This is a genomic window from Ewingella sp. AOP8-B2-18, from assembly GCF_052376015.1.
GTDB classification, from domain to species: Bacteria; Pseudomonadota; Gammaproteobacteria; order Enterobacterales; family Enterobacteriaceae; genus Ewingella; species Ewingella allii.
Map to the genome: position 1 here is coordinate 42,606 of NZ_JBQSVB010000007.1, position 25,406 is coordinate 68,011.

At 56.2% G+C, this 25,406-nt stretch carries 23 protein-coding genes; 13 read left to right on the top strand and 10 right to left on the bottom strand.

What is annotated here, in order from left to right; genetic code table 11:
• Positions 1-45: 45 nt before the first annotated feature.
• Positions 46-966 carry a DUF808 domain-containing protein gene (locus ACT3RR_RS14705; protein ID WP_396131154.1) on the bottom strand — a complete coding sequence of 307 codons (921 nt, stop codon included), beginning with the start codon at positions 964-966 and terminating at the stop codon, positions 46-48.
• Between the two features lie 311 nt (positions 967-1,277).
• Here ACT3RR_RS14705 and ACT3RR_RS14710 point away from each other — a divergent pair, with 311 nt between their 5' ends.
• From ACT3RR_RS14710 to ACT3RR_RS14745, 8 genes are all read left to right on the top strand, one after another.
• On the top strand, positions 1,278-1,553 hold the full coding sequence (locus tag ACT3RR_RS14710; protein WP_353503153.1) for a YdgH/BhsA/McbA family protein: 276 nt from the start codon (positions 1,278-1,280) through the stop codon (positions 1,551-1,553).
• Positions 1,554-1,844: 291 nt separating this feature from the next.
• Positions 1,845-2,423, top strand: coding sequence for a class I SAM-dependent methyltransferase (locus tag ACT3RR_RS14715; RefSeq protein ID WP_353503152.1), 579 nt, complete (start codon positions 1,845-1,847; stop codon positions 2,421-2,423).
• A gap of 276 nt (positions 2,424-2,699) precedes the next feature.
• On the top strand, positions 2,700-3,224 hold the full coding sequence (gene aroL, locus ACT3RR_RS14720; protein WP_353503151.1) for a shikimate kinase AroL: 525 nt from the start codon (positions 2,700-2,702) through the stop codon (positions 3,222-3,224).
• A gap of 154 nt (positions 3,225-3,378) precedes the next feature.
• Positions 3,379-3,570 (top strand): YaiA family protein, encoded by a 192-nt coding sequence (locus tag ACT3RR_RS14725; protein WP_353503150.1) that lies wholly within the window; start codon positions 3,379-3,381, stop codon positions 3,568-3,570.
• A 232-nt stretch (positions 3,571-3,802) separates the two neighbouring features.
• A complete protein-coding gene (locus tag ACT3RR_RS14730) occupies positions 3,803-4,567 on the top strand; it encodes an IclR family transcriptional regulator (protein WP_353503149.1) in 765 nt (254 codons plus the stop codon).
• Between the two features lie 159 nt (positions 4,568-4,726).
• A complete protein-coding gene (locus ACT3RR_RS14735; RefSeq protein WP_396131231.1) occupies positions 4,727-6,241 on the top strand; it encodes an OPT/YSL family transporter in 1,515 nt (504 codons plus the stop codon).
• A gap of 211 nt (positions 6,242-6,452) precedes the next feature.
• Positions 6,453-7,382, top strand: a complete 930-nt coding sequence (locus ACT3RR_RS14740) for a DUF1177 domain-containing protein (RefSeq protein WP_034792482.1) — start codon at positions 6,453-6,455, stop codon at positions 7,380-7,382.
• A gap of 5 nt (positions 7,383-7,387) precedes the next feature.
• Complete coding sequence (locus ACT3RR_RS14745; RefSeq protein WP_396131147.1) at positions 7,388-8,065, top strand: AroM family protein; 678 nt, start codon at positions 7,388-7,390, stop codon at positions 8,063-8,065.
• A gap of 68 nt (positions 8,066-8,133) precedes the next feature.
• Here ACT3RR_RS14745 and ACT3RR_RS14750 read toward each other — a convergent pair whose 3' ends face one another.
• Complete coding sequence (locus ACT3RR_RS14750) at positions 8,134-9,027, bottom strand: LysR substrate-binding domain-containing protein (protein WP_496200575.1); 894 nt, start codon at positions 9,025-9,027, stop codon at positions 8,134-8,136.
• 201 nt (positions 9,028-9,228) lie between these two features.
• On the opposite strand from ACT3RR_RS14750, the gene ppnP reads away from it, so the two are divergent.
• Positions 9,229-9,522, top strand: coding sequence for a pyrimidine/purine nucleoside phosphorylase (gene ppnP / locus ACT3RR_RS14755; RefSeq protein ID WP_034792479.1), 294 nt, complete (start codon positions 9,229-9,231; stop codon positions 9,520-9,522).
• A gap of 73 nt (positions 9,523-9,595) precedes the next feature.
• Here ppnP and rdgC read toward each other — a convergent pair whose 3' ends face one another.
• A complete protein-coding gene (gene rdgC, locus ACT3RR_RS14760) occupies positions 9,596-10,510 on the bottom strand; it encodes a recombination-associated protein RdgC (RefSeq protein WP_034792478.1) in 915 nt (304 codons plus the stop codon).
• Between the two features lie 175 nt (positions 10,511-10,685).
• On the opposite strand from rdgC, the gene mak reads away from it, so the two are divergent.
• A complete protein-coding gene (gene mak / locus ACT3RR_RS14765; protein WP_034792477.1) occupies positions 10,686-11,606 on the top strand; it encodes a fructokinase in 921 nt (306 codons plus the stop codon).
• A 253-nt stretch (positions 11,607-11,859) separates the two neighbouring features.
• On the opposite strand, the gene eat is transcribed toward mak, so the two are convergent.
• Together eat and ACT3RR_RS14775 are read right to left on the bottom strand one after the other, a co-directional pair.
• The gene (gene eat / locus ACT3RR_RS14770; protein WP_496200576.1) at positions 11,860-13,224 is read right to left on the bottom strand and encodes an ethanolamine permease; all 1,365 of its coding nucleotides are present in this window, start codon (positions 13,222-13,224) and stop codon (positions 11,860-11,862) included.
• Positions 13,225-13,254: 30 nt separating this feature from the next.
• A complete protein-coding gene (locus ACT3RR_RS14775; RefSeq protein ID WP_496200577.1) occupies positions 13,255-14,568 on the bottom strand; it encodes an aspartate aminotransferase family protein in 1,314 nt (437 codons plus the stop codon).
• 263 nt (positions 14,569-14,831) lie between these two features.
• Between ACT3RR_RS14775 and ACT3RR_RS14780 the strand changes: the two genes are divergently transcribed.
• Together ACT3RR_RS14780 and qhpR are read left to right on the top strand one after the other, a co-directional pair.
• Positions 14,832-15,842: a phosphotransferase enzyme family protein gene (locus ACT3RR_RS14780; RefSeq protein ID WP_496200578.1), complete on the top strand. Its 1,011-nt coding sequence runs from the start codon at positions 14,832-14,834 to the stop codon at positions 15,840-15,842.
• Positions 15,843-15,991: 149 nt separating this feature from the next.
• Positions 15,992-17,116: an AraC-like transcriptional regulator QhpR gene (gene qhpR / locus ACT3RR_RS14785; RefSeq protein ID WP_353503142.1), complete on the top strand. Its 1,125-nt coding sequence runs from the start codon at positions 15,992-15,994 to the stop codon at positions 17,114-17,116.
• Here qhpR and ACT3RR_RS14790 read toward each other — a convergent pair.
• The 5 genes from ACT3RR_RS14790 to sbcD all read right to left on the bottom strand — a co-directional run bounded on the left by ACT3RR_RS14790 (position 17,094) and on the right by sbcD (position 24,428).
• Complete coding sequence (locus tag ACT3RR_RS14790) at positions 17,094-17,915, bottom strand: ABC transporter ATP-binding protein (RefSeq protein WP_034792474.1); 822 nt, start codon at positions 17,913-17,915, stop codon at positions 17,094-17,096. The genes qhpR and ACT3RR_RS14790 overlap by 23 nt on opposite strands.
• Complete coding sequence (locus ACT3RR_RS14795; RefSeq protein WP_353503141.1) at positions 17,912-18,676, bottom strand: ABC transporter permease; 765 nt, start codon at positions 18,674-18,676, stop codon at positions 17,912-17,914. The genes ACT3RR_RS14790 and ACT3RR_RS14795 overlap by 4 nt, the downstream gene beginning before the upstream one ends.
• Positions 18,677-18,691: 15 nt before the next feature.
• Entirely contained in the window at positions 18,692-19,714 is a 1,023-nt protein-coding gene (locus ACT3RR_RS14800; protein ID WP_154145615.1) for an ABC transporter substrate-binding protein, read from the bottom strand.
• 230 nt (positions 19,715-19,944) lie between these two features.
• A complete protein-coding gene (gene sbcC, locus ACT3RR_RS14805) occupies positions 19,945-23,193 on the bottom strand; it encodes an exonuclease subunit SbcC (protein WP_496200579.1) in 3,249 nt (1,082 codons plus the stop codon).
• Entirely contained in the window at positions 23,190-24,428 is a 1,239-nt protein-coding gene (sbcD, locus tag ACT3RR_RS14810; RefSeq protein WP_496200580.1) for an exonuclease subunit SbcD, read from the bottom strand. Before sbcD ends, sbcC begins: the two co-directional genes overlap by 4 nt.
• A 226-nt stretch (positions 24,429-24,654) precedes the next feature.
• Between sbcD and phoB the strand changes: the two genes are divergently transcribed.
• Positions 24,655-25,344 carry a phosphate response regulator transcription factor PhoB gene (gene phoB / locus ACT3RR_RS14815; protein ID WP_034792463.1) on the top strand — a complete coding sequence of 230 codons (690 nt, stop codon included), beginning with the start codon at positions 24,655-24,657 and terminating at the stop codon, positions 25,342-25,344.
• Positions 25,345-25,406 lie beyond the last annotated feature (62 nt).

Below are 25,406 nucleotides of genomic sequence, written 5' to 3' on the forward strand. Positions count from 1 at the left end.
AAGGGCTGCGAGATAAACCGCAGCCCTTTTTATTGGCGTTTTTAATTAGCCTTTCTTAAAGATTTTCTGGCCCAGCATCACGACGCCCAGCACGGCGGCACCGACAATCAGGCCGACAGCCAGATCGGTTGCACCGGTGATAAGCGTGCTGACAAAGCCCTGATGCCCGTGATTAAGCACTTCAACCAGACTGTGCATGAAGGGCAAACCGTGGCTGATGATGCTACCACCCACCAGGAACATGGCGATGGTACCGACCACGGAGAGGGTTTTCATCAGCAACGGCGCGGCGTTAACCACCATGCCGCCAAACGCGCGTACGCCGTTCATTAGGCTGCTTTCACCCCGCAGCTTGCTCAGATACAAACCCGCGTCATCGATTTTCACAATCAGCCCGACCAAACCATACACGCCCAGCGTCATGGCGATGGCAATCAACACCATCACGGTCACTTGGCTCATGAACGGCGCGGCGGCGACGGTTCCCAGAGAAATCACAATGATTTCCGCCGAGAGAATAAAGTCGGTGCGCACGGCGCCTTTGATCTTCTCTTTTTCTACCTTGGCAATATCAGCGTCGGATTTAACCTCGCGCGAGGCGTCCGCTTTTTGCTGCTTATCTTTTTTGCCGTGCAATAGCTTGTGCGCCACCTTTTCGAAACCTTCATAACAAAGGTATGCACCACCAATCATCAACAATGGCGTGATTGCCCAAGAGGCAAACGCGCTGATTAATAGTGCCAGCGGCACCAAGATTGCCTTATTAATCAATGAACCTTTTGCCACTGACCAGACAATAGGTAACTCTCTGTCAGCTTTAACGCCGCTAACTTGCTGAGCATTTAGCGCCAAGTCATCGCCCAGCACGCTGGCGGTTTTCTTGGCGGCCACTTTGCTCATTGCGGCAACGTCGTCGAGGATTGAAGCAATGTCATCGATTAATGCCAGAAGGCTGGTTCCAGCCATATACGAACTCCCTTCTCAAATAAGTAAAAAGAATCATAACAGCGATTGCCATCGGGCGTCGATTTGTGCGAATCTGCTTCTCAAGCTGTAAATATCCGTCATCAAACTCCATCAAAAATCCTTAATTGCCTGCAGCATCCTGACACTGAAATTTTCGCTTTCATTCTCTCCTCATTTTCGTCACAAAGATTAAGCATCTTTACGGCGCATTACGTCATCTTGCATTGGCTGGCGGATAATTAATTCAACGGAAAACATCCGCAAAAATTAATTAACCGAATTTAGAACATCAAACAGCAAAGGTGTGCATCATGAAAATCTTACCTATTATTGCAGCAGCCATTATCACTACCGCTTCTTTCTCTGCTCTGGCAGCGACGCAAATAACTTCAGCACAGGCTGATAGCGGTAATTACCAATCATTAGGCGTAGTTTCTGTCAGCCAAATGAGCGGGGCACCTGGCAGTATTAAAGATCAATTGAAAGCCGAAGCTGCCGACAAAGGCGCGAGCCACTACCGCGTTATCGGAGTCAGCACCCCAGGCGACTCCAGCCTTGAACGCGCAAGCGTAGAGCTTTATCGCTAAGCTTTAGCGAGAAGAAAGTGCCAGACCATCCGGTGATATCAAACCGATAAACAGCTTCAAAAAGCCGACTGTGTAAGTAGTCGGCTTTTTTATTTTATATGTCCTTCTGTTTGTTTTATTAATCTTTCTTACAAAGTAATAAAAAGGAATAAGCCAAAGCTCGGCTTAAAAGAGAATATTCTTATTCCGCTTTATAAACCCCGTCAAATTTGAAAAATAAATGCAGGAATTAATTAATTCTTAAGAATTTTTCTATCTGATAGCGGTCTACTTTCCCAGGGGTTATAAAACATGCTAAATGCGACAAAACTGACGATCAGAAACACCCGGGTATCGCTGCAGAATCAATTTTTCTATCTACAGAATTTTATCTCTTCGCCACGAACGATGGGGACACTCATGCCGTCGTCGCCGTGGTTGTGTCGCTCAATGCTCAGCCAAATTGACTGGGCTAAGTCCCTTAAGATTGCTGAGCTTGGCTCGGCGGACGGCGTGTTGACCAAGCGTATTCTGAGCAACATGCGGGCCGATGCCCATCTTCAGGCGTTTGAGATCCAGCCAAGCTTTGTGCATAAGCTTAACCTGATTGACGATCCGCGCTTGCAGGTGATGGCGCATTCGGCCGAGTTTCTGGAGGGGGATTTCGACGCCATCTTCTCCTGCCTTCCGCTCTTATCAATGCCCACGCGCATCAGCATGAAGATTTTGCAGCAGGCCCAGCAGCGTCTGAAAGCCAATGACGGTGTGATGGTGCAGTTTCAATACAGTCATTTATCCGAAAAAATGCTCTCTCGCTACTTTACCTGGCAGAAGATCCGCGTAGTGAAAAATTTCCCGCCCGCGCTGGTTTACGTGTGTAAGCCACGATAAAACGGGGGGATTAGCCCTAGGCAATAGGGTTGCTCTTCGCAAATATTGCGCCATCAATATTTATGAGTATCATGCCCACTGCACAGGCGATGAACGCCAGCAGTCGGGCTATTCAACAGACCGCACATCTTAGAAGCTTCACTAACGGGTGATAAAAACCTGTTGATGAGGCTTTTTTGTTGTACTATCTCGCGAGTACAATTTGACGGTTTTGACACTCATCAGAATATTCATCTTTTGGATGAAAGAAGCTCCGGGGCTTAAAGGACAGCAGTAATGACTCAACCCATTTTCATGATAGGCGCACGCGGCGCAGGTAAAACCACGGTAGGCAGCGCGCTGGCGCAGGCGTTGGGCTTTAAATTCGTCGATACCGATAGCTATCTGCTGCAAACCTCAAACCTCAGCGTGGCTGAGATTGTTGAGCGCGAAGGCTGGGAGGGTTTTCGCCGTCGCGAAACTCAGGCGCTTGAAAGCACCAGCGCCCCCCAGACCGTGGTCGCGACAGGCGGTGGGATAGTGTTGGCGGCGGAAAACCGCGCCTTTATGCGCCGTACCGGCACCGTTATTTATCTGCGTTCTCCGGCAGCGACGCTGGCGCAGCGTCTTGAAGAGTCACCTCTGGAAGACCAGCGCCCTACGCTGACCGGCAAACCTATCACTGAAGAGATGTTAGAAGTGCTGAATGAGCGCGAAAATCTGTATCAGGAAGCCGCGCATATTGTGATTGATGGCACTCGAGATCCTGCCAGTATCGTCGACGCTATTTTGGATGCGCTGGCCGCGCCGGTGGCGCGCTAGTCTCTGGCTTTTTCAGTCATTAATAGTTAACGGGCCTGCTGGCCCGTTTTGCTTTTCAGAGGCTTCTGACTCCGGCTTTCATAGCTCGCGTGGTTGAGTGTCTATACTTAACAGACTGCACGTTAATGCATTCACTCAAGTCCAAGGAGTTTTTATGCCGAGTCAGCCTCCCTATCCACGTAAAGCTTACATTGTGCCGGTTGAAAAAGGCGAGTCGGGCAAAACCGAAACATGGTATGAACTGCGCGCCGACCATCCGAAACCCAATACCTTGATCAGTGAACATGAAACCGAAAGCGAAGCTTTGGACTCCAAACGTCGCTATGAAGATGAAGACATCAGTTAAAGCCGCCCTGGTCATAATTGATGCAATATTCTGACAATGAAATTCAATGCGGCTTATTATTCTGGAAAGCCGCGTTGAATCGTCTGAAAAGGCTTCTCCCTACCCCCTGTGAAGCATATTTAATCATCCTTATTTAACTTACAAAAAAGAAACATCTTGACCCTGTTCCTTATCGGATTTAATTTTTACTCAATCTTATAGGAACTAGGTTCCACATATCGGAACTATAAGCATGACCACATTAGAAAACGCTTCTGCGGTATTAAAATTATTCTCCCAACAAGGAAGCCGACAGGGCCATCCCGGCCTGTCGTTCAGTGACGTGGTCGAGCACCTGAAGTTGCCGAAAAGCACGGCATCGCGCTTATTAATGACGATGGAAGGGCAGGGATTGTTAGAACGCGATCCGGATAGCCGTTTATATCGCATTGGCAAGTTACTGCTGTCGGTGGCCAGCCACTATTTATCGGCGCCTTTGGTCGATGCCGCTTCGCCTTATATGGCGCAGCTTGGCCAGTTGACGCAGTGTACGGGCTATATTTCGATGCTGTCGGGGCGCGACATTATGGTCATGCGCATGTTCCCCGGCAGAACCTATTTACAAGTGGTGACACCGGCGGGGAGTTTACTGCCAGCTCATGAAACTGCCATTGGGCGCGCAATTTTGGCGCGCCACAGTATTGATGATGTCATTCAACGATTTGGCACGGATTATCGTGTTAATTCGATCAATTCTCCGCAAACTTTAGAGGCATTATTAGCTCGCCTTGCGGAGATACGGGAAAACGGCGTGTCTCATGCCTGCAACGAAACTCTGCAAGGCATCAGTACATTAGCCACCAGTATTAGCAATAAGCACCGCAATGAGATGGTGGGACTGTGTTTATCGTTTCCTTCGCCACAAGAAGGTCAGGATATTCCCGCCGGGATCAAAGAGGGGCTGCTGGCCGTCACTCAGCAATTAGCTGAAAAATTGGGTGATGAGTATTGGCAATAGACTGATACCTCACCGCGACTTTTTGCCAATTAAGCACTGTGGATCTTAATAGCGAAAATAACGCGTTTATTTGCACCAATCTCAGGGGCAGTTATGGCACAACATGAGCTTCAAAATAATAAGCAGAATCCACTCAGGGATGTTGGCACATTAATTGTGATGGTATTGCTCTCTTTATTGGGAGCCATCATCGGCGTGCAGTTGATAACGACGTTGGGCGTGACGCCTAACACGTCGATTATCGGCGCGTTATTTGCCATGTTGTTGGCGCGCATTCCGATGCAGGCCTTTCAACGTTATCGTTCTATTCACACCCAAAACTTAGCGCAGACGGTGATCTCTTCCGCCACCTTTGGTGCGGCGAACAGCCTGCTGATGCCGATTGCTATCCCTTACGTAATGGGGCAGCCGCAGCTTATTTTACCGATGTTTATCGGGGTGTCCGTAGCCATGTTGCTGGACGCCTACCTGCTTTACCGCCTGTTCGACACCAAGGTGTTCCCGGCCAGCAACGCATGGCCGCCGGGCGTCGCCGCCGCAGAAGCTATCAAGGCGGGTGACAAAGGCGGGCGTCAAGCCTGGCTGCTGGTAGCTGGCGTGATTGTCGGCCTTGGCGGCGCGATGCTGAAGATCCCGATGGCTGCCTTCGGTACAGCGTTTATCGGCAATATCTGGGCCTTGAGCATGTTTGGCATCGGCCTGCTGATCCGCGCTTATGCGCAGCCATTGGCGGGCATGGATCTCAACGCAATGTACATCCCACACGGCATGATGGTAGGCGCGGGGCTGGTGTCATTGATTCAAGTGGTGCAGGTGGTGCGGGCGAAAAATGCCGAAGCCAAAGCCAGCTTCACTCAGCCCGCTACCGAAGTGCGTAAAGCACTGGGTCTGGGCGCCTTTGGGTATATTGCCATTGCCGCGCTGCTGGCGCTGGCGGGCGGTCTGTACAGCGAAATGTCGATCGGCATGCTGATTGCGTTCATCGTCTACGCCGCTTTTGCCGCTTTCTTCCATGAGTTGATTGTCGGCATTGCCGCCATGCACTCGGGCTGGTTCCCGGCCTTTGCCGTGGCGCTGATCACCCTGATTGTCGGTATTTTGATTGGCTTCCCGCCGCTGGCGCTCTGCGTGCTGACCGGCTTTACGGCCGCGACTGGCCCAGCCTTCGCCGACATGGGCTTTGACCTGAAAGCCGGATTTATCCTGCGCGGCTATGGCAAAGATTTACAGGCTGAACTGCTGGGGCGTCGTATCCAGCTGTTCGCCGCACTGATTGCTTTTGTGATTGCTATTCCGGTGGTCTGGTACGCCCATATCGGCTACTTCGCGCAGGATTTAGTTCCGCCGGTAGCCCGCGTCTACGCCAAGACGATTCAGGCAGGTGCACAGCCGGGCATTGCATACAGCTTAATGATTTGGGCCATTCCGGGCGCGTTAATTCAGCTTATCGGCGGGCCTAAGCGCCAGCTCGGTGTTCTGCTGGCGACCGGTTTGCTGATTAACAGCGTTATGGCTGGATGGGCGGTTATCACCGGTATCGTGCTGCGTATCATCATCATCCGTATTTGGGGTGAGAAGGGCCGCACGCCGATGGAGATTCTGGCGGCAGGCTTTATTGCCGGTGACGCACTGTACAGCTTCTTTAACTCGATTTTCAGCTCCAAGGCTAAATAATACTCCAACCCTTTCGAGTCCGGCCAGCGTACCGGCTGGCTCGAGAGACGACGAGAATACTGCACCAACACCAGGGCTCACGAAGCCAAACGTAAAAAACAGACCGATTCATTCTTTCATTCAATAGTGAAAAGAAATGAACGGCTAGCGCGGCAGTTTTGGCATGTGCGCTCTCGCAGCGTCTGTCGCGAAGTATTAAGAGGAAAGCACCATGAGTTTGCAACAAACATTAACGGTGTTCGAACTGATCGATAACGCGTACGTCAGCGGTCAGGACGTGGTGGATTTGTTCGCTGGATATTCTGGCGTAACGGCCACTACGCACCGCGCTGATGGCCCGAAAGGCGGCACTGATTTTGTTAAAATCACGCTGCCGGGTAGCGACGGTAAAATCAGCGGCGGCAGTGCGCCAACGCTTGGGATCATTGGTCGCTTAGGCGGCATAGGTGCGCGTCCGACGCGCATTGGCGTGGTGTCTGACGCCGATGGCGCAATCGCGGCTATCAGCGCGGCTCTCAAGCTGGCTGAGATGCAGCGTAAAGGCGATGTGCTGGCCGGTGACGTTATCGTCACCACCCATATCTGCCCGAATGCGCCGACTCGACCTCATGATCCGGTGGATTTCATGGACTCGCCAATCGACGACGTCACCATGAATGACAACGAAGTGGTAGCGGGCGTGGACGCGATTTTGTCCATCGATACCACCAAAGGTAACCGAATCATAAACCATAAAGGTTTTGCGATTTCGCCAACGGTTAAAGAAGGTTATATTTTGCGCGTATCCGAAGATTTACTGCGCATTATGGAAATGACCAGCGGCAAACCGGCGGTGACTTTCCCAATCACCACTCAGGACATCACGCCTTATGGCAATGGTGTGCACCACCTGAACAGCATTCTGCAACCTTCAACTGCGACCGACGTGCCGGTGGTGGGCGTGGCAATTACGGCTGAATCAGTGGTTCCGGGCTGTGGGACGGGCGCAAGCCATGAAGTCGATATTGCACTGACGGCGAAATTTGCCGTTGAAGTCGCTAAAGAGTTTGGTCGTGGCACCTGTCAGTTCTTTGATGCCGACGAATATCAACTGTTGTTGTCGCTGTACGGAAGCTTGCGCCACCTGCAAAGCCGGAATTAAGCATTATGATGACTTCCTTTGCGACTCTGACTATCGGTCAGGCACCACGTAGCGACATCATGCCGCTGTTGATGGAATACCTTCCTGAAGATGCCGTGACCCACGTCGGCCTGCTCGACGGGCTGACTCCGGAACAAATCGAGCAGCGCTTCGCGCCCGAACAGGGTGAGCCGCTGCTGGTTTCGCGCCTGTTAGACGGCACGCAGGTCACTCTCGGCTCGTGGCACGTCGAGCGCGCCTTGCAGGAAAAAGTGGACTGGCTGGAAGAGCTGGGCTGCGAAACCATTTTGCTGCTTTGCACCGGCGAGTTTCATGGCCTGAAGGCCAAAACCGCGATGCTGCTTGAGCCGGACCGGATTATTCCGCCGCTGGTGGGCGCGATTGTTGGGACGCATCAGGTGGGCATTGTGGTGCCAGTGCAAGAGCAGATTGAGGAGCAGGCCAACAAGTGGCGTAAGCTGTCGAAAAAGCCGTGTTTCGCCGTCGCCAGCCCTTATCTGGCTGATGAAGCCAAGCTGACCGAAGCCGCGCTGGCCCTTGAAGAGCAGGGCGCGCAGGTGGTGGTGCTGGATTGCATTGGCTATCACCGTCATCATGGTGACTTGTTGCAAAGTAAGCTAGGCATCCCGGTTTTACTGTCAAACGTGCTGGTCGCCAAATTGGCCGCCGAGCTTATCGTCTGAGTTGCACCCAATCTGAATACGAAAAAGGCCTGTATGACAGGCCTTTTTTATGCGTGAATTTCAGTGGGTCAGCCGCGAAAGTGTTCCAGCACAAACTCCACCCACTCTCGCACTCTCGGCGGTAAATCCGCAGAACTGTAATAGAGCCACAGCGGCACGCCGGGCTGCCAATGGCTTTCCAGCACTGGCACCAGATCGCCGCTTTGCACATGCGGGTTCACATACCAGTCTGCCAGGCAGACAATGCCAAGATCGGCCAGCGCGGCATTAATCAGCAAGTCCGGCCGCGAGGCGATAATCCTTCCCTGTAGCTCACTGGTCTGGAAAGGCTCGGCCAGCGGCCACTTCACTATCTGATTGTTCCCCGGATTGCGATGCAGCAGGCATTGATGATGAGCCAAATCACTCGGCGCAGAAGGCGTACCAAACTGCCGCAAATAGCCCGGCGAGGCAGCCAGAATATTGCGCATCGGACTGAGCTGGCGGGCTATCAGGCGGCTATCCGGGTCGACGCGATTGCCAATTCCCACGTCAAAGCCCTCTGCCACCAAATTCACCACGCGTGCCTCCAAAGAGAGGTCAAGATTGATTTGTGGAAAGCGTTTGAGAAATTCCGGCAGCAGCGGCATTAGCATCAACTGGCCAAATCCTGGGATCACGCTAACCCGCACGCTGCCCGACGGCTGGCCATCGCGGCTGGTGGCATTCTCAAGGGTCGAGGCGAGGGCTTGCCACAGTGGCTGGATCTCCGCCAGCAGGGCTTTGCCTTCGTCCGTCAGCACCACGCTGTGGGTGTTACGAGCGAACAGCCGCAGCCCGAGTTTCTCTTCCAGCACGCGGATGTTTTTGCTGATGGCGGCAGGCGTTACGCCGGACTGGCGGGCCGCGGCCGAGAAGTTCTCACTCTGCGCCGCGCTGATAAAAGCGGGCAATAAACGATGGAGTTCCAGCGGCAAAGACATGCAGATGACCTATCAATCGGTGGCGGAAAGGGGCAGATTCACAACTGTCCAGAATGGCACTGCGCCCCGGTGAAATCAAATCCCTTTCCTGCGTTTGCGGCACGCCTCGGTACTCCGCCATAAACCAACAATAATCAGTGACAGCGAGGCTTTTCTGCCCCTAATATGGAGACTCTTAAAATTATCGCGAAGGGCCAATCTATGTTGAAAAATAATGAGTATTTTGCAGGGAAGGTAAAGTCGATTGGTTTTGACAGCGACAGTGCCGGTTGTGCTGCGAGCGTCGGCGTAATGGAAAAGGGTGAGTACACCTTCAGCACCGATAAACCTGAAGAGATGACCGTCCTGCTCGGCTCGCTGAAAGTGTTAATGCCGGGCTCCCCCGACTGGCAGGTCTTCGAGCCAGGTGAAAAATTCTATGTCCCAGGCCACAGCGAGTTCAACCTGCAAGTGGTTGAATCTACTGCTTACCTGTGCAAATACCTGAATAAATAAATTCTGACCGCCCACCGACAGAAAGAAAAAAGGACGCGAATTGCGTCCTTTATTTTTGGGCCTGGCGCGACAATTAACGCTGCGCTTCGCCGCCCAGTGCTTCCACCAGATTCTGAATCAGGGCTGCCAGTTCGCCGGTCATCAGGATGAAATCGGCATCAAAACGCTGAGCGAAGTCGTCGCGGTCAATATCATCATTCTGCTCGCGGATAACATCGCTGAACTTCAGGCGCTTGATGCTGCCGTCGTCGGCCAGCACCACGGCGATGCGCTCCTGCCAGTCAACCGCCAGCTTGGTCACCAGCTTGCCATTTTCGATATGGGTGGCAATCTCATCACTGACCAAAGCCTGCTTCTTACAGCGAATCACGCCGCCTTCTTCCAGAATGGCTTTCAGCTCGGCTTCGTCTTGCAGCGTGAAGCCAGCAGGGGTTTCCCCTGAGCGAACCCACTCGGTCAGCGTCAGCTCAATCGGGCTTTCCATGGTCAGCGGCACCACCGGCAGTGAGCCGAGGCTCTTACGCAGCAGGGCCAGCATGTCTTCCGCTTTCTTGGCGCTGGCGGCGTCAACCATGATCAAGCCGTTGACGGTATCAATCCACATGAAGGTCTGGCTGAAACGGCTGAAGGCGCGCGGCATCAGGCTGTGCAGCACTTCATCTTTCAGCGAATCTTTTTCGGTTTTCTTCAGTTTGCGATGCTGCTCGCTTTCGATCTGTTCGATCTTGGCCTGAAGCTCTTGCTTAATCACCGGAGAGGGCAGGATCTTCTGCTCCTGACGGGCGCAAAGCAGGATCTGGCCATTGTGCGAATGCGTCAGCGCGTCGCCGCCGTGTGAACCCATTGGTGACACCCAGCCGGTCTTCGCCATGTCCTGACTGCCGCAAGGCGTAAAGGTAAACTGGCTTAACTGCTTTTCCATCTCGTCGGCAGACAAAGAGACTTCACGGCTCAAACGGTAGACCAACAAATTTTTAAACCATAACATGATGTTATCCCTGTCCGTGCGCACCCGTGGTACGCTGATTTATCGAATGCAGGGCGGCATGATACCCAATTGAGCGGCGGTCGTCGTTAGGAAATCTTCTCGCAGACTGGTCGCTGGGCTCTACACTGATTAACCTGAACACCAGAAATCGCAGACAAAACCAAGTGAGGCACCCGTGCGTATTGGCATTGACTTAGGTGGAACAAAAATCGAAGTGATCGCGCTGTCCAACGAGGGCCGCGAGCTGTTTCGCAAGCGCGTAGATACGCCGCGAAATGATTATGAAAAGACCCTAAAAGCCATCGAAGGGCTGGTGCTGGACGCCGAAAAAGCCACCGGCCAGCGCGGCAGCGTCGGGCTGGGTATTCCCGGCACGCTGTCGCCCTTCACGGGCAAAGTGAAAAACGCCAACTCGGTGTGGCTCAACGGCCAGCAGCTCGACGAAGATCTCGCCACACTGCTCGAGCGCGAAGTGCGTATCGCCAATGACGCCAACTGTCTGGCGGTTTCCGAAGCCACTGACGGCTCGGGCGCGGGCAAAAAAGCGGTCTTCGCGGTGATCATCGGTACCGGCTGTGGCTCGGGCATTGCGCTTAGCGGCGAAGTCCATGCCGGAGGCAACGGCAACGCCGGAGAGTGGGGCCATAACCCACTGCCGTGGCCGGACGAAGACGAAATTCGTTTCTCGCAGGAAGTGCCGTGCTACTGCGGCAAATCAGGCTGTGTCGAAACCTTCTGCTCCGGCACCGGTTTTGAAGAGGACTATTTCCGCCTCTCAACCCAGCGTCTGAAAGGGCCTGAGATCATCAAATTAGCCGATGAAGGCGACGCCGTGGCCGAGCTGGCACTGGGCCGCTATGAGCGCCGACTGGCGAAAGCTTTGGCAAACGTGGTCAACATCCTCGACCCGGACGTGATTGTCCTCGGCGGCGGCATGAGTAACGTCGACAGGCTCTACCAGACCGTGCCTTTACTGCTCAAACAGTGGGTATTTGGCGGCGAGTGCGAAACCCCAATTCTCAAAGCCACCCACGGCGACTCCAGCGGCGTGCGCGGTGCCGCGTGGCTGTGGCCGCAGGAGCGTATGCCACTCTAATCTTTCTTACTTACCCATCCCAAAAAGAAAAGGGTCTGCCATTCCCCTATGCAGACCCTTCTTCCCACCCAATAGCCATAATCCCACCTCAAAATCGCCCTTAACCGTCCAGTCATGCCCGATATCAGGGAAACTAAGGGGATGAGGTTCCCGCAGGGACGCCTCACCCCTTAGTAAGCCCGTCAGTCTCGATCAACTATCCATCGCCAATCTCGGCTCCGCCGCTCTAACCCCAAAGGCAGACCCACTTTTTTCACTCCCCCTCTAACATCAGATCTTTTGGCGCGCTGCTGCGCTGCACCTTGGTGGCCGCGAAATAGAGATAACCCGCCGCCATAAACAGCACGAACACCCCGGCAATCACCAAATTGAACCACAGCATCGCCAACAGACAGACCACCGCCAGCACCAGCGCAATGGCCGGAACCAGCGGATAGCCCGGCGCGCGGAAGCTGCGTGCCATCTCTGGGGCAATTTTGCGCAGGCGGAACAGGCTCAGCATACTCATGATATACATCACAATCGCGCCAAACACCGCCATGGTGATCATCGCCGCCGTCAGCGACATGCCTTGCAGATTAATCAATCCGTCGCTGAAAATCGCCGCGATGCCAATCACGCCGCCGAGCAAAATCGCCCGGTGCGGGGTCTGAAAACGTGACAGTTTTGCCAGCCCAGAAGGCAAATACCCGGCGCGAGCCAGCGCGAAAAACTGCCGCGAATAGCCCAAAATAATGCCGTGAAAGCTGGCAACCAGCCCGAACAGGCCAATCCACACCAGCATGTGCATCCAGCCGGAGTGCTCGCCAACCACCATCTTCATCGCCTGCGGCAGAGGATCATTGATATTGGAAAGCTTGCTCCAGTCGCCCGCGCCGCCGGCCATCACCATCACGCCAATCGCCAGCACCACCAGCGTTAAAATTCCGCTGATATAGGCTTTGGGAATGGTGCGTTTGGGATCTTTGGCTTCCTCGGTGGCCATTGCAGCGCCTTCGATAGCCAAAAAGAACCAGATAGCGAAGGGGATCGCAGCAAAAATGCCGGAAAACGCCGGTAAGCCGAAATGCTCGCCGCCCGCCCAGCCGTTGAGCACAAAATTACTCACGCTGAAGCCCGGCGCGACTACGCCCATGAACACCAGCAGTTCCAGCACCGCCAGCACGGTAACCACCAGCTCGAATATCGCGGCCAGCTTCACGCCGAGAATATTCAGCGCCATAAACACAACATAGGCTCCCAAGGCGGCCACTTTAGGGTTGAGGTCGGGAAACTGCACGTTCAGGTAAGCGCCGATAGCCAAGGCAATGGCCGGGGGCGCAAACACGAACTCAATCAGCGTCGCCATTCCGGCAATGAGCCCGCCAGTTTCGCCAAAGGCGCGGCGGCTGTAGGCGAAAGGCCCGCCGGCGTGAGGAATGGCGGTGGTCAGCTCGGTAAAGCTGAAAATAAAGCAGGTGTACATGGTGGCGACCAGCAGCGTAGTCACCAGAAAGCCCAGCGTCCCGGCTACGCCCCAGCCATAGCTCCAGCCAAAATACTCACCGGAAATCACCAGCCCGACGGCAATCGCCCACAAGTGTACCGTGCCCAGCGTCGGTTTAAGTTGTGATGTCATTGTGCTCTCCTGAACCAGTTGAAGGGATATTCAGAACATTTTGCTAAGGACGTTCTCCAGCGCGCCGACCAGAATCTCTGCATGTTCGGCGGTAAACACCAAAGGTGGACGAATCTTGAGGATGTTGGCGTGCGGCCCGGATGCGCCAATCAGCACGCCTTCTTCTCGCAGGGCGTTGACCACCGCCAGCGCGGTCACCGAGTCCGGCGCGCCGTCAGCCGTGACGAAATCTACGCTGACAAACAGGCCCGCGCCGCGCACGCTGCCGATGGCCGGGAAACGCTGGGCCAGCGCGCTGATGCCGTCGAGAATGGCTTTGCCCGCGCGGCCGACGCTCGGTATCAGGTTCTCCTGCTCAATCACTTCCAGCACGGCGAGGCCGACGGCGGAAGAGACCGTGTTGCCGCCAAAAGTGTTGAAATAGCTCGATTCGCTGCCGAAACGCTGCAAAATATGCGGCTGAATGGTGATGCCCGCCATCGGATGACCATTGCCCATTGGCTTGCCGAGGGAGACGATATCCGGCAGCACGCCGTGGCGCTGAAAGCCCCACATGGTTTCCCCCGAACGGCCATAGCCCGGCTGCACTTCGTCGGCGATGTACAGCGCCCCGGCGTCGTGGATCACGTCAATCGCCTCTTTCAAGAACCCGGCCGGGTCGAAGAAGCCGCCGTCGCTGGTGAAGAAGGTGTCAATCATCAGGGCCGCCGGTTTGATGCCGTGGCGGTGCATATCGGCCAGCGCCGCGCGAATATCATTGGCGAAGCGTTTGCCCACTTCCGCCGGATTGGCCGGGTTATGGATAGGGGCCGGGATCACCCGCGCATCGCCATTCACCTTAACGTAAGGGCCCATCGACGCCGATAGCCCGGCAATGGCTTTGGTCATGCCGTGGTAACTGAACTCGGTCACAATCACCCCGGTGCCGCCGGTAAAGTCTTCGGCAATGCGCAAGGCCAAATCGTTGGACTCGCTGCCGGTGCAGGTGAACATCACCTGACTCAGCTCGGCGGGCATGGTGCCGACCAGCTTTTCAGCGAAATTCAGCACATTTTCATGCAGGTAGCGAGTATGGGTGTTGAGGGTCGAAGCCTGACGCACCAGGGCTTCCAGCACGTGCGGGTGGCAGTGGCCTACCGAGGGCACATTGTTGTACACGTCGAGATAGCGGCGGCCTTCGGCGTCATACACCCACACCCCTTCACCGCGCACCAGATGCACCGGATTCTTGTAGAACAGCTGGTAGGCCGGGCCGAGCAAGCGGCGGCGGCGCTCAATCATCGCCAGATTCTCAGCCGGAATATTGCTGCTGGCTGCGGCGTCAAAGGCATTGGTTTTCAACATGATTATTTCTCCTGACAGGCGATGAAGTTCTGGTTGCCGGGCGTCCCGGTAGTGGAAGTGTTTTGATAATGCGCTGGTCACTACGGCAAAACTTGACCGTGGAATGGCGATTCGCGCGCCCTAAAGTCAAGTTCCCGCCTGTTGGCGGGCGTGCAACGTCTGCGGTCAACATTTGCTCTTGCCGGGTCAAGCAGCAAACGCCGCGGACTCTCATTCTGAAGGCAGATTCATTTGATTGATTGCCACCTGCCGGAGTGAACACTATGAATGCTAAACAGTCCGATACGCTTGATGCCGCCAGCCTGACCCAGTTAGCCCGCGAGGCGCTGCTGCGCTATCCCGCCGCTTTTCGCGGGGAGTTGTCTCTTTTGTGCCGCTCGGAAAACGCCACTTTCTTGGTGCGTGGCGACAGCGGCCAGCGTTTTGCCTTACGCATTCATCGCGGCGATTACCACCATCGCGACGAGATAGAGAGCGAGTTGGCGTGGCTGGACGCTCTGCGTCATACCGGCATCATGGTGCCAGAGGCGATTGTGGCGCTCGACGGTCATCGGGTGCAGACCCTGCCAGTGGGCGACGGCGAAAGCCGTAATGTCACCTTTTTCCACTGGATTGAGGGTGAGATGCCGACCACCGAGGTTGACCCTCGCGCCTTTGCCCAGTTGGGAGAGGTGACGGCACGCCTGCACCAACACAGCCGAAGCTGGGCCAAACCCGAAGGGTTCCGGCGCATCATCTGGGATCACGACACCATGGTTGGGCCGCAGAGTCATTGGGGGCGCTGGCAGGACGCGCCGGGGCTGCGCGAAGAGGATTTCCCGCTGATAGAAGAGACCATCGGGCACATTCATCAGGTGCTGCAAGACTATGGCAAAAGCAGCGAACGCTTCGGGCTGATCCACGCCGATCTGCGCCTCACCAACCTGCTGATGCATGAGGGCGAAACCCGAGTAATTGACTTCGACGACTGCGGCATGGGCTGGTATATGCATGACGCGGCGGCGGCGATCAGCTTTGTCGAGCACCACCCGCGCGCCTCGGAGTGGGTCGAGCACTGGCTTCGCGGCTATCAGCGCGTCTGCCCGCTGAGCGAGGCGGATCTGGCGGTGATCCCCACGATGATCGTCCAGCGGCGGATCCAACTGCTGGCTTGGCGCGGATCGCACGCCACCACCGAAATGGCGCAAAGTCTGGGGGATGATTGGGAAGCCGAAAGCCTGCGTTTGTGCCGCGATTATCTGGCGCGCCTGCCGCAACATCAGGCGCGGGCGTGAAGCAAGCTGCACGTTTTCTGTGCGCCGCTTGGGGCTTTGTCCAGCCCTGCGGCGCTAAGTCTCTGTCCTGACTGCATTTGTTCTTCCCGCCGTGCTGGTACGAAACTTGCAGAACTTCCTGACCTGTTTGCCTTATGGAGTGGAAGAACATGCACACTGAACCTTTACTTCAACCACTAACCGGCTTCACGCCGGGTTTGAACGGGGCGCTCAGCGCGCTGGGGCAGCACGAGGCTGGCAATCGCGGCGTGCTGGCCGCGGCGGCGTCGGGGCTTAGCGAGTTTATTCTGTCGAAAGGGGCGGATGTGGATCGCGTGCTCGGGCTGTGCCGCATCAACCCCGAACTGCTGCAACAGCCCACGCTGAGCCTAGGCTTGCCGAACTACTGTCAGGTGCTGGAAGAGGCGGCGGTGCAGTCGGGCTGCGATAACTTCGGTTTGCACTACGGCAGACAGTTCAAACCCCAGTCATTGGGGCTGATTGGCTACATTGGCCTCTGTTCTTCTACGGTAGAGACCGCGATTCAAAACGTGGTGAACGCCTTTCCTTTTCATCAACACAACACCTTGACCCGGCTGGTGGACAAGGGCGATCACTACCGTTTTGACTATCAGGTGCGCCACGGCAGTATTTTGTGTAAACGGCAGGACGCCGAACTGACGCTGGGGATGATCCTCAATCTGTTGCGCCACGGCTTAGGCAAAAGCTGGGCGCCGCGCGAAGTGCATTTTGAGCATCCGCGTCCGCACCAGTGGCACGAGCACTGCAAAATTTTCGACGCGCCGGTCTACTTCGACCAGCCTTACAACTCATTGCTGATCGCCAAACGCGATTTGCAGCGCGCTATGCCGGAGCGCGACCAAACCCTGCTGCTGGTGATGCAAGACGCCATTCGCCGACTGAACGCCGACGCGCCTTCTCAGCAGTCAATCGTCGACAGCGCCCGTTCGCGAGTGCGTCAGGCACTGCTGCGCGGCGAGCCAGTTTTGGATGAAGTGGCGGACAAAATGGGCCTGTCGGCCAGCTCCTTACAGCGCCGCCTGCGCGAGCAAAACCTAAGCTTTACCCAACTGGTGGACAAGGTGCGTTGCGAGCTGGCGACCCACTATTTACAGCAACAGCAGCTGCCGATTTCGGAAATGGCGCTGCTGCTCGGCTACTCCGAAGTCAGCGCCTTTTCGCGGGCATTCCGCCGCTGGTTTGGCGTCAGCCCGCGCCAGTGGCGGCAGGCCGGGGCCAGTGAGGAGTCCACTACAGCGCCATCTCGCGTTTAAACACTTCCAGCGTATGGGCTTTGACGCGAATAAATTCGGCATGGCTCATGATCTCGGCGTCGCGCGGGCGAGGCAGGTCGAAAGGTACGATTTCCGCGATGCGAGTTGGTCTGCGGGTCAGCAGCAGGATCTCATCGGCCAGAAATACCGCGTCCTCAAGATCATGAGACACAATCACCATCGTCACGCCGGTCGCCATCTGTACTTCCTGCAACTTGTCGCGGATAAACAGCGTCATTTCGAAATCCAGCGCTGAGAAAGGCTCGTCGAGGAACATCACCTCCGGGCGCGTCGCCAAAGCGCGCATGATGCAAACCGTCTGCTGCTGGCCGCCGGAAAGCTCATAAGGGTAGCGTTTGAGGTCAAAACGAATATCAAACATCGCCACCAGCTCCGCCACTCGTGCCTCCACCTCGGCCCTGTTCATGCCGTGGCGCACCAGCGGATAGGCGATATTGGCCCACGAGCTCATCCACGGGAATAGCGCGTCGCGGTAGTTCTGGAACACATAGCCGATGGTGGTTTGCGCCAGCGTTTTGCCGTCGAACAGCACCTCGCCCTGATCCAGCGGGATCAGCCCGGCCACCATGTTCATCAGGGTCGACTTGCCGCAGCCGTTAGGGCCGAAAATGGAGACAATTTTTCCGCGAGGCAGATCCAAATTAAAGTCGGTATACAGCGGCTGGCCGGCAAAAGATTTCGACAAGCCGCGAATAGTCACGTGGGTGTCGGGGCGAGAAGGGTACTGCGGCAGCTGCGGCCCCTTGTAGTCATCGCGAAGTGAGAGAGGTTGCGTCATGCTTTGCTACTCCAGTGAACGATACGTTTTTCCACCAGCAGGAAGGCCAGATTGAGCAGGTAGCCGATGGCCCCGGTGATCAGGATTGAGGCATACATGTCTTTGATATTGAACACTTGCTGGGCGTCGATGATGCGATGACCCAGGCCGGTTTCCGCACCGATAAACATCTCGGCGACAATCACAATTACCAGCGCAATCGACACGCCGGTGCGCAGGCCGACAAAGGTTTGCGCCAGACTCTCCATCAGCATGATGTCTTTGAAAATGTGCCAGCGCGAAATCCCCATCACCTTGGCAGCCATCAGCCGGGTTTTCTTGGCATTCATCACCCCATAGGCGCTGTTGAACAGGATAACCAGCACCGCCGCGAAGGCCGCGATGGCGATTTTGTTGGCGTCGGTAATGCCAAAGATCAGCATAAACAGCGGGATAAGCGCCGAAGAGGGCGTGGAGCGGAAAAAGTCGATGAGGAATTCCAGACTGCGGTAGACCTTTTCACTGCTGCCCAATACCACCCCCAGCGGCACGCCAATCACCGCCGCAAAGGCAAATGACATCAGCGTGCGATAGAGCGTCGCGCCGATATCCGTGCGCATGCTGGCGTCGGAAAACGACTGGAACATATAGCTCAGCGTCTCAACCGGCGAGGGCAGCAGCACCGGATTCAGCCATTTCGCGCTGACAGCTAACTGCCAAAACAGAAACAGCAGAACCGGGCCGATGAGCGGCAATAATTTCGTAGACCAGCGTGAAGTCATGGCGGTTCTCCCCGTTTAACCTTGATAAATCAGCGATGCCACGTCCACCGGCTTGCTGAAAATCTTGCGTTCAGTAAACACGTCATAGAATTTCTGGAACCACTTCAGGTTGTCGCCGTTGAGCTGCGGATACATGACGAAGCCCGGCAGCGGCACTTCGCTGACCAACGCAGGCTCTATGCTGGTATACCCGGCGATGTTGGCGCGGGCCTTGTCAGGGTTGGCTTGGATGAACTCCACGGCTTGGGCATAGGCGGCAATAAACTTTTTCGCCGCGTCCGGACTGCTTTTAATAAAGGCCGTATTCAGCGCCGCCGCGCCGCCAAACCACGGGGCATCGGCATCGCCCAGCACATATTTCGAGATAACCCCGGTTTCCAGCGTGCGCGACAGGTGCTTCATGCGTCCGACGGTGCCGGTAGGTTCGAGAGTGTAGACGCCATCAATCTGGCCCGCCGCCAGCGCTGGGGCGTGCTGGCCGACCGGCAGTTCAATCACCGAGGGGTTGGTGAAGCCGTTTTTCTCCAGAATAATTTTCGCCATAGTGACGTTCTGAATCCCCGGCCCGCAGGCGATTTTCTTGCCTTTCAGATCAGCAATCGACGTGGCCTTGCTGTCGAGTGGCACTAAGAATTCGTCCAGCACCAAGGTGCGATTCGACGGGTTCGAGCAGATGATTTTGAACAAGTCGGGCTGGGTGATTGCGCCAAGCCCCAGCGCGCCGGTCGCCGTGCCGTTGGCGCAGCCGTGTATGCGGCCGGTAAGCATGCCTTCGATAATCTGCTGGGCACTGGCGAACTTCACCCCTTTGACATTCAGCCCGGCCTGTTTGAAAAAGCCCTGCTCCAGCGCGACATAAAAAGGCAGGCCGCCAACAATCGGCCAGTAGCCGATACGGATTTCATCGTCATCGGCGGCAAAGGCGCTGGCGGGCACCATGCCGCCGAGGGTCATGGCTCCGCCGGTGATCGCCAGCCATTTCATCAGTTGGCGGCGGCGGGGATTGACGAGAGATGACTCAGGTTTGCTGTTTTTCATCGACTGGCCTCTTGCGGGTTAATGAGGGGTTGCAGCTTGTACCGCAACTTGTATACATAACCCTAAGCACAGGCCGTGCCATGTTGGTCAAAAGCAGAAAAGCCTGCATTTTCAGTAGACTAAAACAGGAGAGGTGCACCGCGCTGGTGCGCAAGATGTGAAAAGCTGGGTTATAGATGTGCAAATGGCTAGCGGTTGGCTAGCCATTGTTGGTTCTCAACGGGCGAAAATTAGACTTTAAACTGGCTGCTCAGACGGCTGACCCCCAGACCATTGACCTTGGTGACTTTGATTTGCACCGGGATGCGGTCTTTCATGGCCTCCACGTGGCTAATCACGCCGATGGTTTTACCCGAGGCGTTTAGGCTGTCGAGGGCATCCAGCGCGGTGTCCAGCGTGTCGGCGTCGAGGGTGCCGAAGCCTTCATCCAGGAACAGTGAGTCAATGCGAGTCTTGTCACTCACCAGATCGGAGAGCGCCAGCGCCAGTGCCAGACTGACCAAGAAGCTCTCGCCGCCCGACAGGGTACGGGTGTCACGCACCGCGTCGGCCTGCCAAGTATCTACCACTTGCAACTCCAGCGCGTCGCTGGTTTTGCGCTGCAACAGATAGCGACCGTGCAGCTTTTCCAACTGCTTGTTCGCCAGATACACCAGATGATCCAATGTCAGACCTTGGGCAAATTTGCGGAATTTCGCGCCGTCGCTTGAGCCAATCAGCGAGTTCAAATAGCCCCAGTCGTCACACAGCTGCTGTGACTGAGCAATCTGCGCGATCAGGTTTTGCTGCCCCTCGCGGCGTGCGACGTTGGTGGTCAGCTGGTTGCGGATCTCCCCCTGACGCTGCTGCAAGGCTTTCAGCTGCTGGGCCAAATGCTCGAGGCGTTCGGCCAGCGGCGCGGTATCGCTGTCGGTTTCGCTCAGGGTTTCCGGCCGCTGTTGGCGCTGCTGCTCGAGAGTGAGATTGGCCTGTTCCAGCAGGGCGCGATGCTCGGCCAGTTTCTGCTGAAGCTGCTCTTTGCGCTGCTGCAACTGCTGGCGCAGGGCGTCGTCGAGCAGCGCAAGGCTGACAGCCTGTTCGTCGGCGAAATTACTGGCGCTCAGCGCCTGCTTCCACGCACTTTCGGCCTGTTGCAACCGCGCGGTCAACTGCTGCTGAGAGGCGATTGCGCTAGCAACCTGCCCGGCCAGCCTGTCGCGCAGCTCTTGCGATTTTTGCAACTGCTCGCTGGCGGCCTGCAAGGCATTCTCGCTGGCTTGCAGCTGGGCGCGCAGCTGCTCGCGCACCTGAGCGATCTGCTGTTCGCCAAACAGCGCCACCCGCTGCTGGCGGAGCTTTTGCACGCTTTCGCCATCTTGAGCGACCTGCTGCTGAAGCTTTGCCAACTGCTGCTGTTGCTGGGCATGGCTGGTTTGCATCAGCGTGAAGCGTTCCGTTAATAAGGCGGCCTGCTGCTGGGCTTTGAGCTGCTCGCTCTGCGCCGCCGTCAGGGCATCTTTCGCCTGCTGTAACGCCCGCGCCTGCTGCTCGTGCTGACTGCTAAGTTGCTGACACTGCTGCTCTTCTTGGTCGCGCTCTGCCAGCCATTGCTCCAGCTGCGCCGCGTCTTGTAATTCAAAACTGAGATTGAGCGGGGCGCTCAGCTGCTGCCAGCTTTCGAGATAGGCTTTCTGCTGGTTTTGGTCCCGTAGCAGCTGGTTTTGCAGCCGCGCCTGCTGCTCTTTCAGGCTCTCGGTTTTGGTTCGCAGCTCGGTGCCTTGGGTGTGCAGCGCTTCGGTTTTGGCGCGCATTTCTGCCACCCGTCGCTCGGTGTCTGACGGCTTAACTGACTGATATTGCTGAATGGCCGGGTGCTCGGTCGAGCCGCACAGCGGGCAGGCTTCGCCGGTTTGCAGACGCGAGCGCTCGGCCTCCAGACGGACAATCAGCCTCTCTTGCTCGAGCAGTTTTTCGACGTCGGTCTGATGGGCTTTGTGTTGCTTAAACTGCTGGCGAATCTGCTCCAGCTGCTGCTCGGCCGCGGCTAATTCAGCCTGACGCTGGGTAAATTCTTGGCTCTGTTGCTCAACCCGCTGACTGATTTGCGGATACTGCTGGGAGAGGGAAAACAGCTGCTGGCGCACCGGGCGCAGGCGAGTCAGCTCCGACTGGCGCTGCTGCAGTGCCGTCAGTGGATGGCGTTGTTCCAGCTCGGCCTGCTGCTTTTGCTGGCTGCCCAGTGCGGCGGCGAGAGTGGCCTGCTGTGCTTGATGCTGCTGACTCTGCTGCTCCAGCTTCAGGCGATCCGCGCTGAGTTGTTCTAAGGTTGCCGCCAGCTCAGTCGCCTGCTTTTGGGTGTCGGCCAGCGCCTGTTGGCTGTCTGCCTGTGTTTTATCTAGCTGGGCAATCTGGTTGTCCAGCGGCTGCACCTGCTCGTCAATCAGCTTCTGCTGCTGCGCTTGGGTTTGAACCTGCTGCTGGCGAGCCGCGCGGGCCTGCTCGACGGCCTGCGCTAGAGGAGCCATCTGCTGAAGCTGGGCGGCCTGCTGCTCGCCCAGTTCTTTGAGATGCTGGCTGAGTGCCAGATTGTCCTGCCGCAGACGATTGCGGTCATTGAGCAGGGGGCGAAGTTTTTCCGCCGGTTCGCTCTGCGCCAGTTGCAGTAACTGCGGAGCGGCCTGCGCGGCTTCCTGTTCGCTGGCCTGAAGCAGTTGCTGATATTGCTGCTGCTTGAGCTGCGCCTGCTGCCACTGTTGCAGCCAGTTGAGGTCGCGCTGCTGCGCCTGCGACTGCTGGCTAAGCTGCTGTTCTTGCTGGTTTACCTCGGCCAGTTGGCCTTCCAAAAGCTGGCGCTGCTCTTCGCTAAGCAACTCAATGCCCGCCATGCGCTGGTGCAAGCCTTCAAGCTGGTTTTTCGCCTGCTTGTGCTGCTCGAAAACCTGCTCGGACAGCCGACCGTAAATCTCGGTGCCGGTCAGCTCTTCCAGCAGCTCGGCGCGGTCATTGGCATCGGCGTTGAGGAAGGCGGCAAATTGCCCCTGCGACAGCATCATCGACTTGGTGAAACGGCCAAAATCCAGCCCGGTGAGCTGGGCGATGGCGTCGAGCTTGTCGCGCACTTTATCGGCTAGAATTTTACCATCTTCCAGCAGCGCCAGTTCCACCTTAGGCGCTTGCAGGTTGCCGTCTGGCGAGTTCTTGGCCCGGCGCTGGCTCCAGAAGGCGCGATAGCCAACACCCTTAACTTCAAACTCCACCTCGGCCAGTGATTCGGCGGTGTGGCGGGTCATCAGCTCGTTTTGAGTTGGCGACACGTTAAGGCGCGGCGTCTGGTGATACAGTGCCAGACAGATGGCATCGAGCAGGGTGGTTTTCCCCGCGCCGGTCGGGCCGGTAATGGCAAAAAGCCCGTTGCTGGCAAAAGGCTCGGCGGTGAAATCGATTTTCCATTCGCCTTCCAGCGAGTTCAGGTTTTTGAACCGCAGGCTGAGAATTTTCATTGTGCGCCGTCCTCCGCTGACTCGCCGCTTTGTACTTGTTCTACGATTTGCGCGAACAGGGTGCGCATTCTGTTTTGGCGGCTTTCATCGACTTCGCTTTCCAGTGCCAGACGGCGCTCGAAAACTTCGCTGACGCTCAACTCGCTCAAGGTCTCTTTTTCCTGCTGCGAAATACTGTTCAGCCGCTGCTCTTTGCTGCGGCGCAGCAGCACCACTTCCACCGGCAGCTCGGCTGTGAGGGCCTGAATGCGGCGCTGAATGTCGCTCAGGTAGTCCTGCGTGGCGACCTCGATATCCAGCCACACCGGCAGGTCGCGGGCGGCGTCGGTAAACTGTTTCAGCTGCTGTTCGATTTCTGCCAAGGAGCCTTTGATCATCTGCATTGGTTGGAATTGCGGGATCTCCAGCGTGTCGATGCTGTTTAACTGGTCGCCGGTGAAATCCAATAAATAGACGCTTTTCACCTTACTCAGCTCGTCGAAGCTGAGGGCAATCGGCGAGCCGCTGTAGCGAATATGCTCGGTTTTCGCCACGCACTGGGCGCGGTGAATGTGCCCAAGGGCGACATAATCTACCGGCGGGAAAGCCTGCGCGGGGAAGGCGTCGAGGGTGCCGATATAAATGTCGCGCACCGAGTCCGAGGTGCTGACGCCGACGGTGGTCAGGTGGCCGGTGGCAATAATGGGCAGAGGCAGGCCGAGTTTCTGGCGTTCGGCCTGCGCCGCCTGGTAGAGCGCGTCATAGTGCGCGGCGATGGCTTCCTGTAACGCCAGCTGCTTGTCGCTGCCGGACTGCCCGGCCTGACTGGCAATCAGGTCGCGAGGGCGCAGGAAGGGAATGGCGCACAGCACTGCGCCCGGCTTGCCGTCGCGATGATTTAAGGTCAGAACCTGCTGGGATAGGTCTTCGCCCACGGTGGCAATCACCCGGGTATTCAGACAGGAGAGCAGCTCGCGGGACTCATTCAGCGTGGCGACCGAGTCGTGGTTGCCCGCCAGCACGATCAGCTGGCAGCCGGTGGTTTGCAGCTCGACCACAAATCGGTTGTACAGCTCGCGGGCGTAGCTCGGCGGCGAGCCGGTATCAAAGATATCGCCTGCCACAATCACGGCGTCAACCTGATGGCGTTCCACCTGTTCTATCAACCAGCGTAAGAATGCCTGATGCTCGGCGGCACGGCTTTTGGTGAAGAAATACTGGCCAAGGTGCCAGTCTGAAGTGTGGATCAGGCGCATGAATCTCCCGTCGGTGGTGTGCTGCAACAGTTTGCCGCAAAGTATAAACGTCAGGCTGGGGGCTGTCCTCGCTAAATCAGGCGGATTTCAACGACATGACGCATTAATGAAGGCTTAGCTACACTTAGTTTGGCTGCTGAGCGATTTTCATAAAAATGTCACAAAACTGACGCATAATCCCCTCCGCAATCAAACAATGATCGCTAACCTTTTGGCAGGACCTACGATGGCTAGACGTATTTTAGTGGTTGAAGATGAAGCTCCGATCCGTGAAATGGTGTGCTTTGTGCTGGAACAAAACGGCTATCAGGCAGTGGAAGCAGAAGATTTCGACTCGGCAGTTGCCCGGTTGATTGAGCCATTCCCCGAGCTTATTTTGCTCGACTGGATGTTACCGGGCGGTTCCGGCATTCAGTTTATCAAACATCTTAAACGTGAAGCCCTAACGCGTGAAATCCCGGTCATGATGCTGACAGCCCGTGGCGAAGAGGAAGACCGAGTGCGCGGCCTGGAAGTGGGCGCGGACGACTACATCACCAAGCCTTTCTCTCCGAAAGAGCTGGTGGCGCGTATTAAAGCCGTGATGCGTCGAATTTCCCCGATGGCGGTGGAAGAAGTGATCGACATGCAGGGGCTGAGCCTCGACCCTTCTTCACATCGCGTGATGGCGAACGAGCAGGCGCTGGACATGGGGCCAACAGAATTCAAATTGCTGCACTTCTTTATGACGCATTCTGAGCGGGTTTACAGCCGTGAGCAGTTGCTGAATAACGTCTGGGGCACTAACGTTTATGTTGAAGATCGCACGGTAGACGTTCATATTCGTCGCTTGCGCAAAGCGTTAGAAACCAGCGGACATGACAGAATGATTCAAACGGTACGTGGAACGGGTTACCGGTTCTCTACCCGTTACTGAGTCATTTATACCCTTGATACTTCAGGTTGTCTGGGCGCAAGGCCGCGCTCGGTAACTCCATG

What these genes read in the sequence shown, in the direction of transcription:
- sbcD (WP_496200580.1), bottom strand. Translation starts at nt 24,428, where the DNA reads ATGCGCCTGATCCACACTTCAGACTGGCACCTTGGCCAGTATTTCTTC.
- ACT3RR_RS14780 (WP_496200578.1), top strand. Translation starts at nt 14,832, where the DNA reads ATGAATGCTAAACAGTCCGATACGCTTGATGCCGCCAGCCTGACCCAG.
- ACT3RR_RS14740 (WP_034792482.1), top strand. Translation starts at nt 6,453, where the DNA reads ATGAGTTTGCAACAAACATTAACGGTGTTCGAACTGATCGATAACGCG.
- ACT3RR_RS14750 (WP_496200575.1), bottom strand. Translation starts at nt 9,027, where the DNA reads ATGTCTTTGCCGCTGGAACTCCATCGTTTATTGCCCGCTTTTATCAGC.
- ACT3RR_RS14790 (WP_034792474.1), bottom strand. Translation starts at nt 17,915, where the DNA reads ATGACGCAACCTCTCTCACTTCGCGATGACTACAAGGGGCCGCAGCTG.
- ACT3RR_RS14745 (WP_396131147.1), top strand. Translation starts at nt 7,388, where the DNA reads ATGATGACTTCCTTTGCGACTCTGACTATCGGTCAGGCACCACGTAGC.
- ACT3RR_RS14710 (WP_353503153.1), top strand. Translation starts at nt 1,278, where the DNA reads ATGAAAATCTTACCTATTATTGCAGCAGCCATTATCACTACCGCTTCT.
- aroL (WP_353503151.1), top strand. Translation starts at nt 2,700, where the DNA reads ATGACTCAACCCATTTTCATGATAGGCGCACGCGGCGCAGGTAAAACC.
- sbcC (WP_496200579.1), bottom strand. Translation starts at nt 23,193, where the DNA reads ATGAAAATTCTCAGCCTGCGGTTCAAAAACCTGAACTCGCTGGAAGGC.
- ACT3RR_RS14775 (WP_496200577.1), bottom strand. Translation starts at nt 14,568, where the DNA reads ATGTTGAAAACCAATGCCTTTGACGCCGCAGCCAGCAGCAATATTCCG.
- rdgC (WP_034792478.1), bottom strand. Translation starts at nt 10,510, where the DNA reads ATGTTATGGTTTAAAAATTTGTTGGTCTACCGTTTGAGCCGTGAAGTC.
- phoB (WP_034792463.1), top strand. Translation starts at nt 24,655, where the DNA reads ATGGCTAGACGTATTTTAGTGGTTGAAGATGAAGCTCCGATCCGTGAA.
- ACT3RR_RS14705 (WP_396131154.1), bottom strand. Translation starts at nt 966, where the DNA reads ATGGCTGGAACCAGCCTTCTGGCATTAATCGATGACATTGCTTCAATC.
- ACT3RR_RS14735 (WP_396131231.1), top strand. Translation starts at nt 4,727, where the DNA reads ATGGTATTGCTCTCTTTATTGGGAGCCATCATCGGCGTGCAGTTGATA.
- ACT3RR_RS14800 (WP_154145615.1), bottom strand. Translation starts at nt 19,714, where the DNA reads ATGAAAAACAGCAAACCTGAGTCATCTCTCGTCAATCCCCGCCGCCGC.
- ppnP (WP_034792479.1), top strand. Translation starts at nt 9,229, where the DNA reads ATGTTGAAAAATAATGAGTATTTTGCAGGGAAGGTAAAGTCGATTGGT.
- ACT3RR_RS14725 (WP_353503150.1), top strand. Translation starts at nt 3,379, where the DNA reads ATGCCGAGTCAGCCTCCCTATCCACGTAAAGCTTACATTGTGCCGGTT.
- ACT3RR_RS14795 (WP_353503141.1), bottom strand. Translation starts at nt 18,676, where the DNA reads ATGACTTCACGCTGGTCTACGAAATTATTGCCGCTCATCGGCCCGGTT.
- ACT3RR_RS14730 (WP_353503149.1), top strand. Translation starts at nt 3,803, where the DNA reads ATGACCACATTAGAAAACGCTTCTGCGGTATTAAAATTATTCTCCCAA.
- eat (WP_496200576.1), bottom strand. Translation starts at nt 13,224, where the DNA reads ATGACATCACAACTTAAACCGACGCTGGGCACGGTACACTTGTGGGCG.
- ACT3RR_RS14715 (WP_353503152.1), top strand. Translation starts at nt 1,845, where the DNA reads ATGCTAAATGCGACAAAACTGACGATCAGAAACACCCGGGTATCGCTG.
- qhpR (WP_353503142.1), top strand. Translation starts at nt 15,992, where the DNA reads ATGCACACTGAACCTTTACTTCAACCACTAACCGGCTTCACGCCGGGT.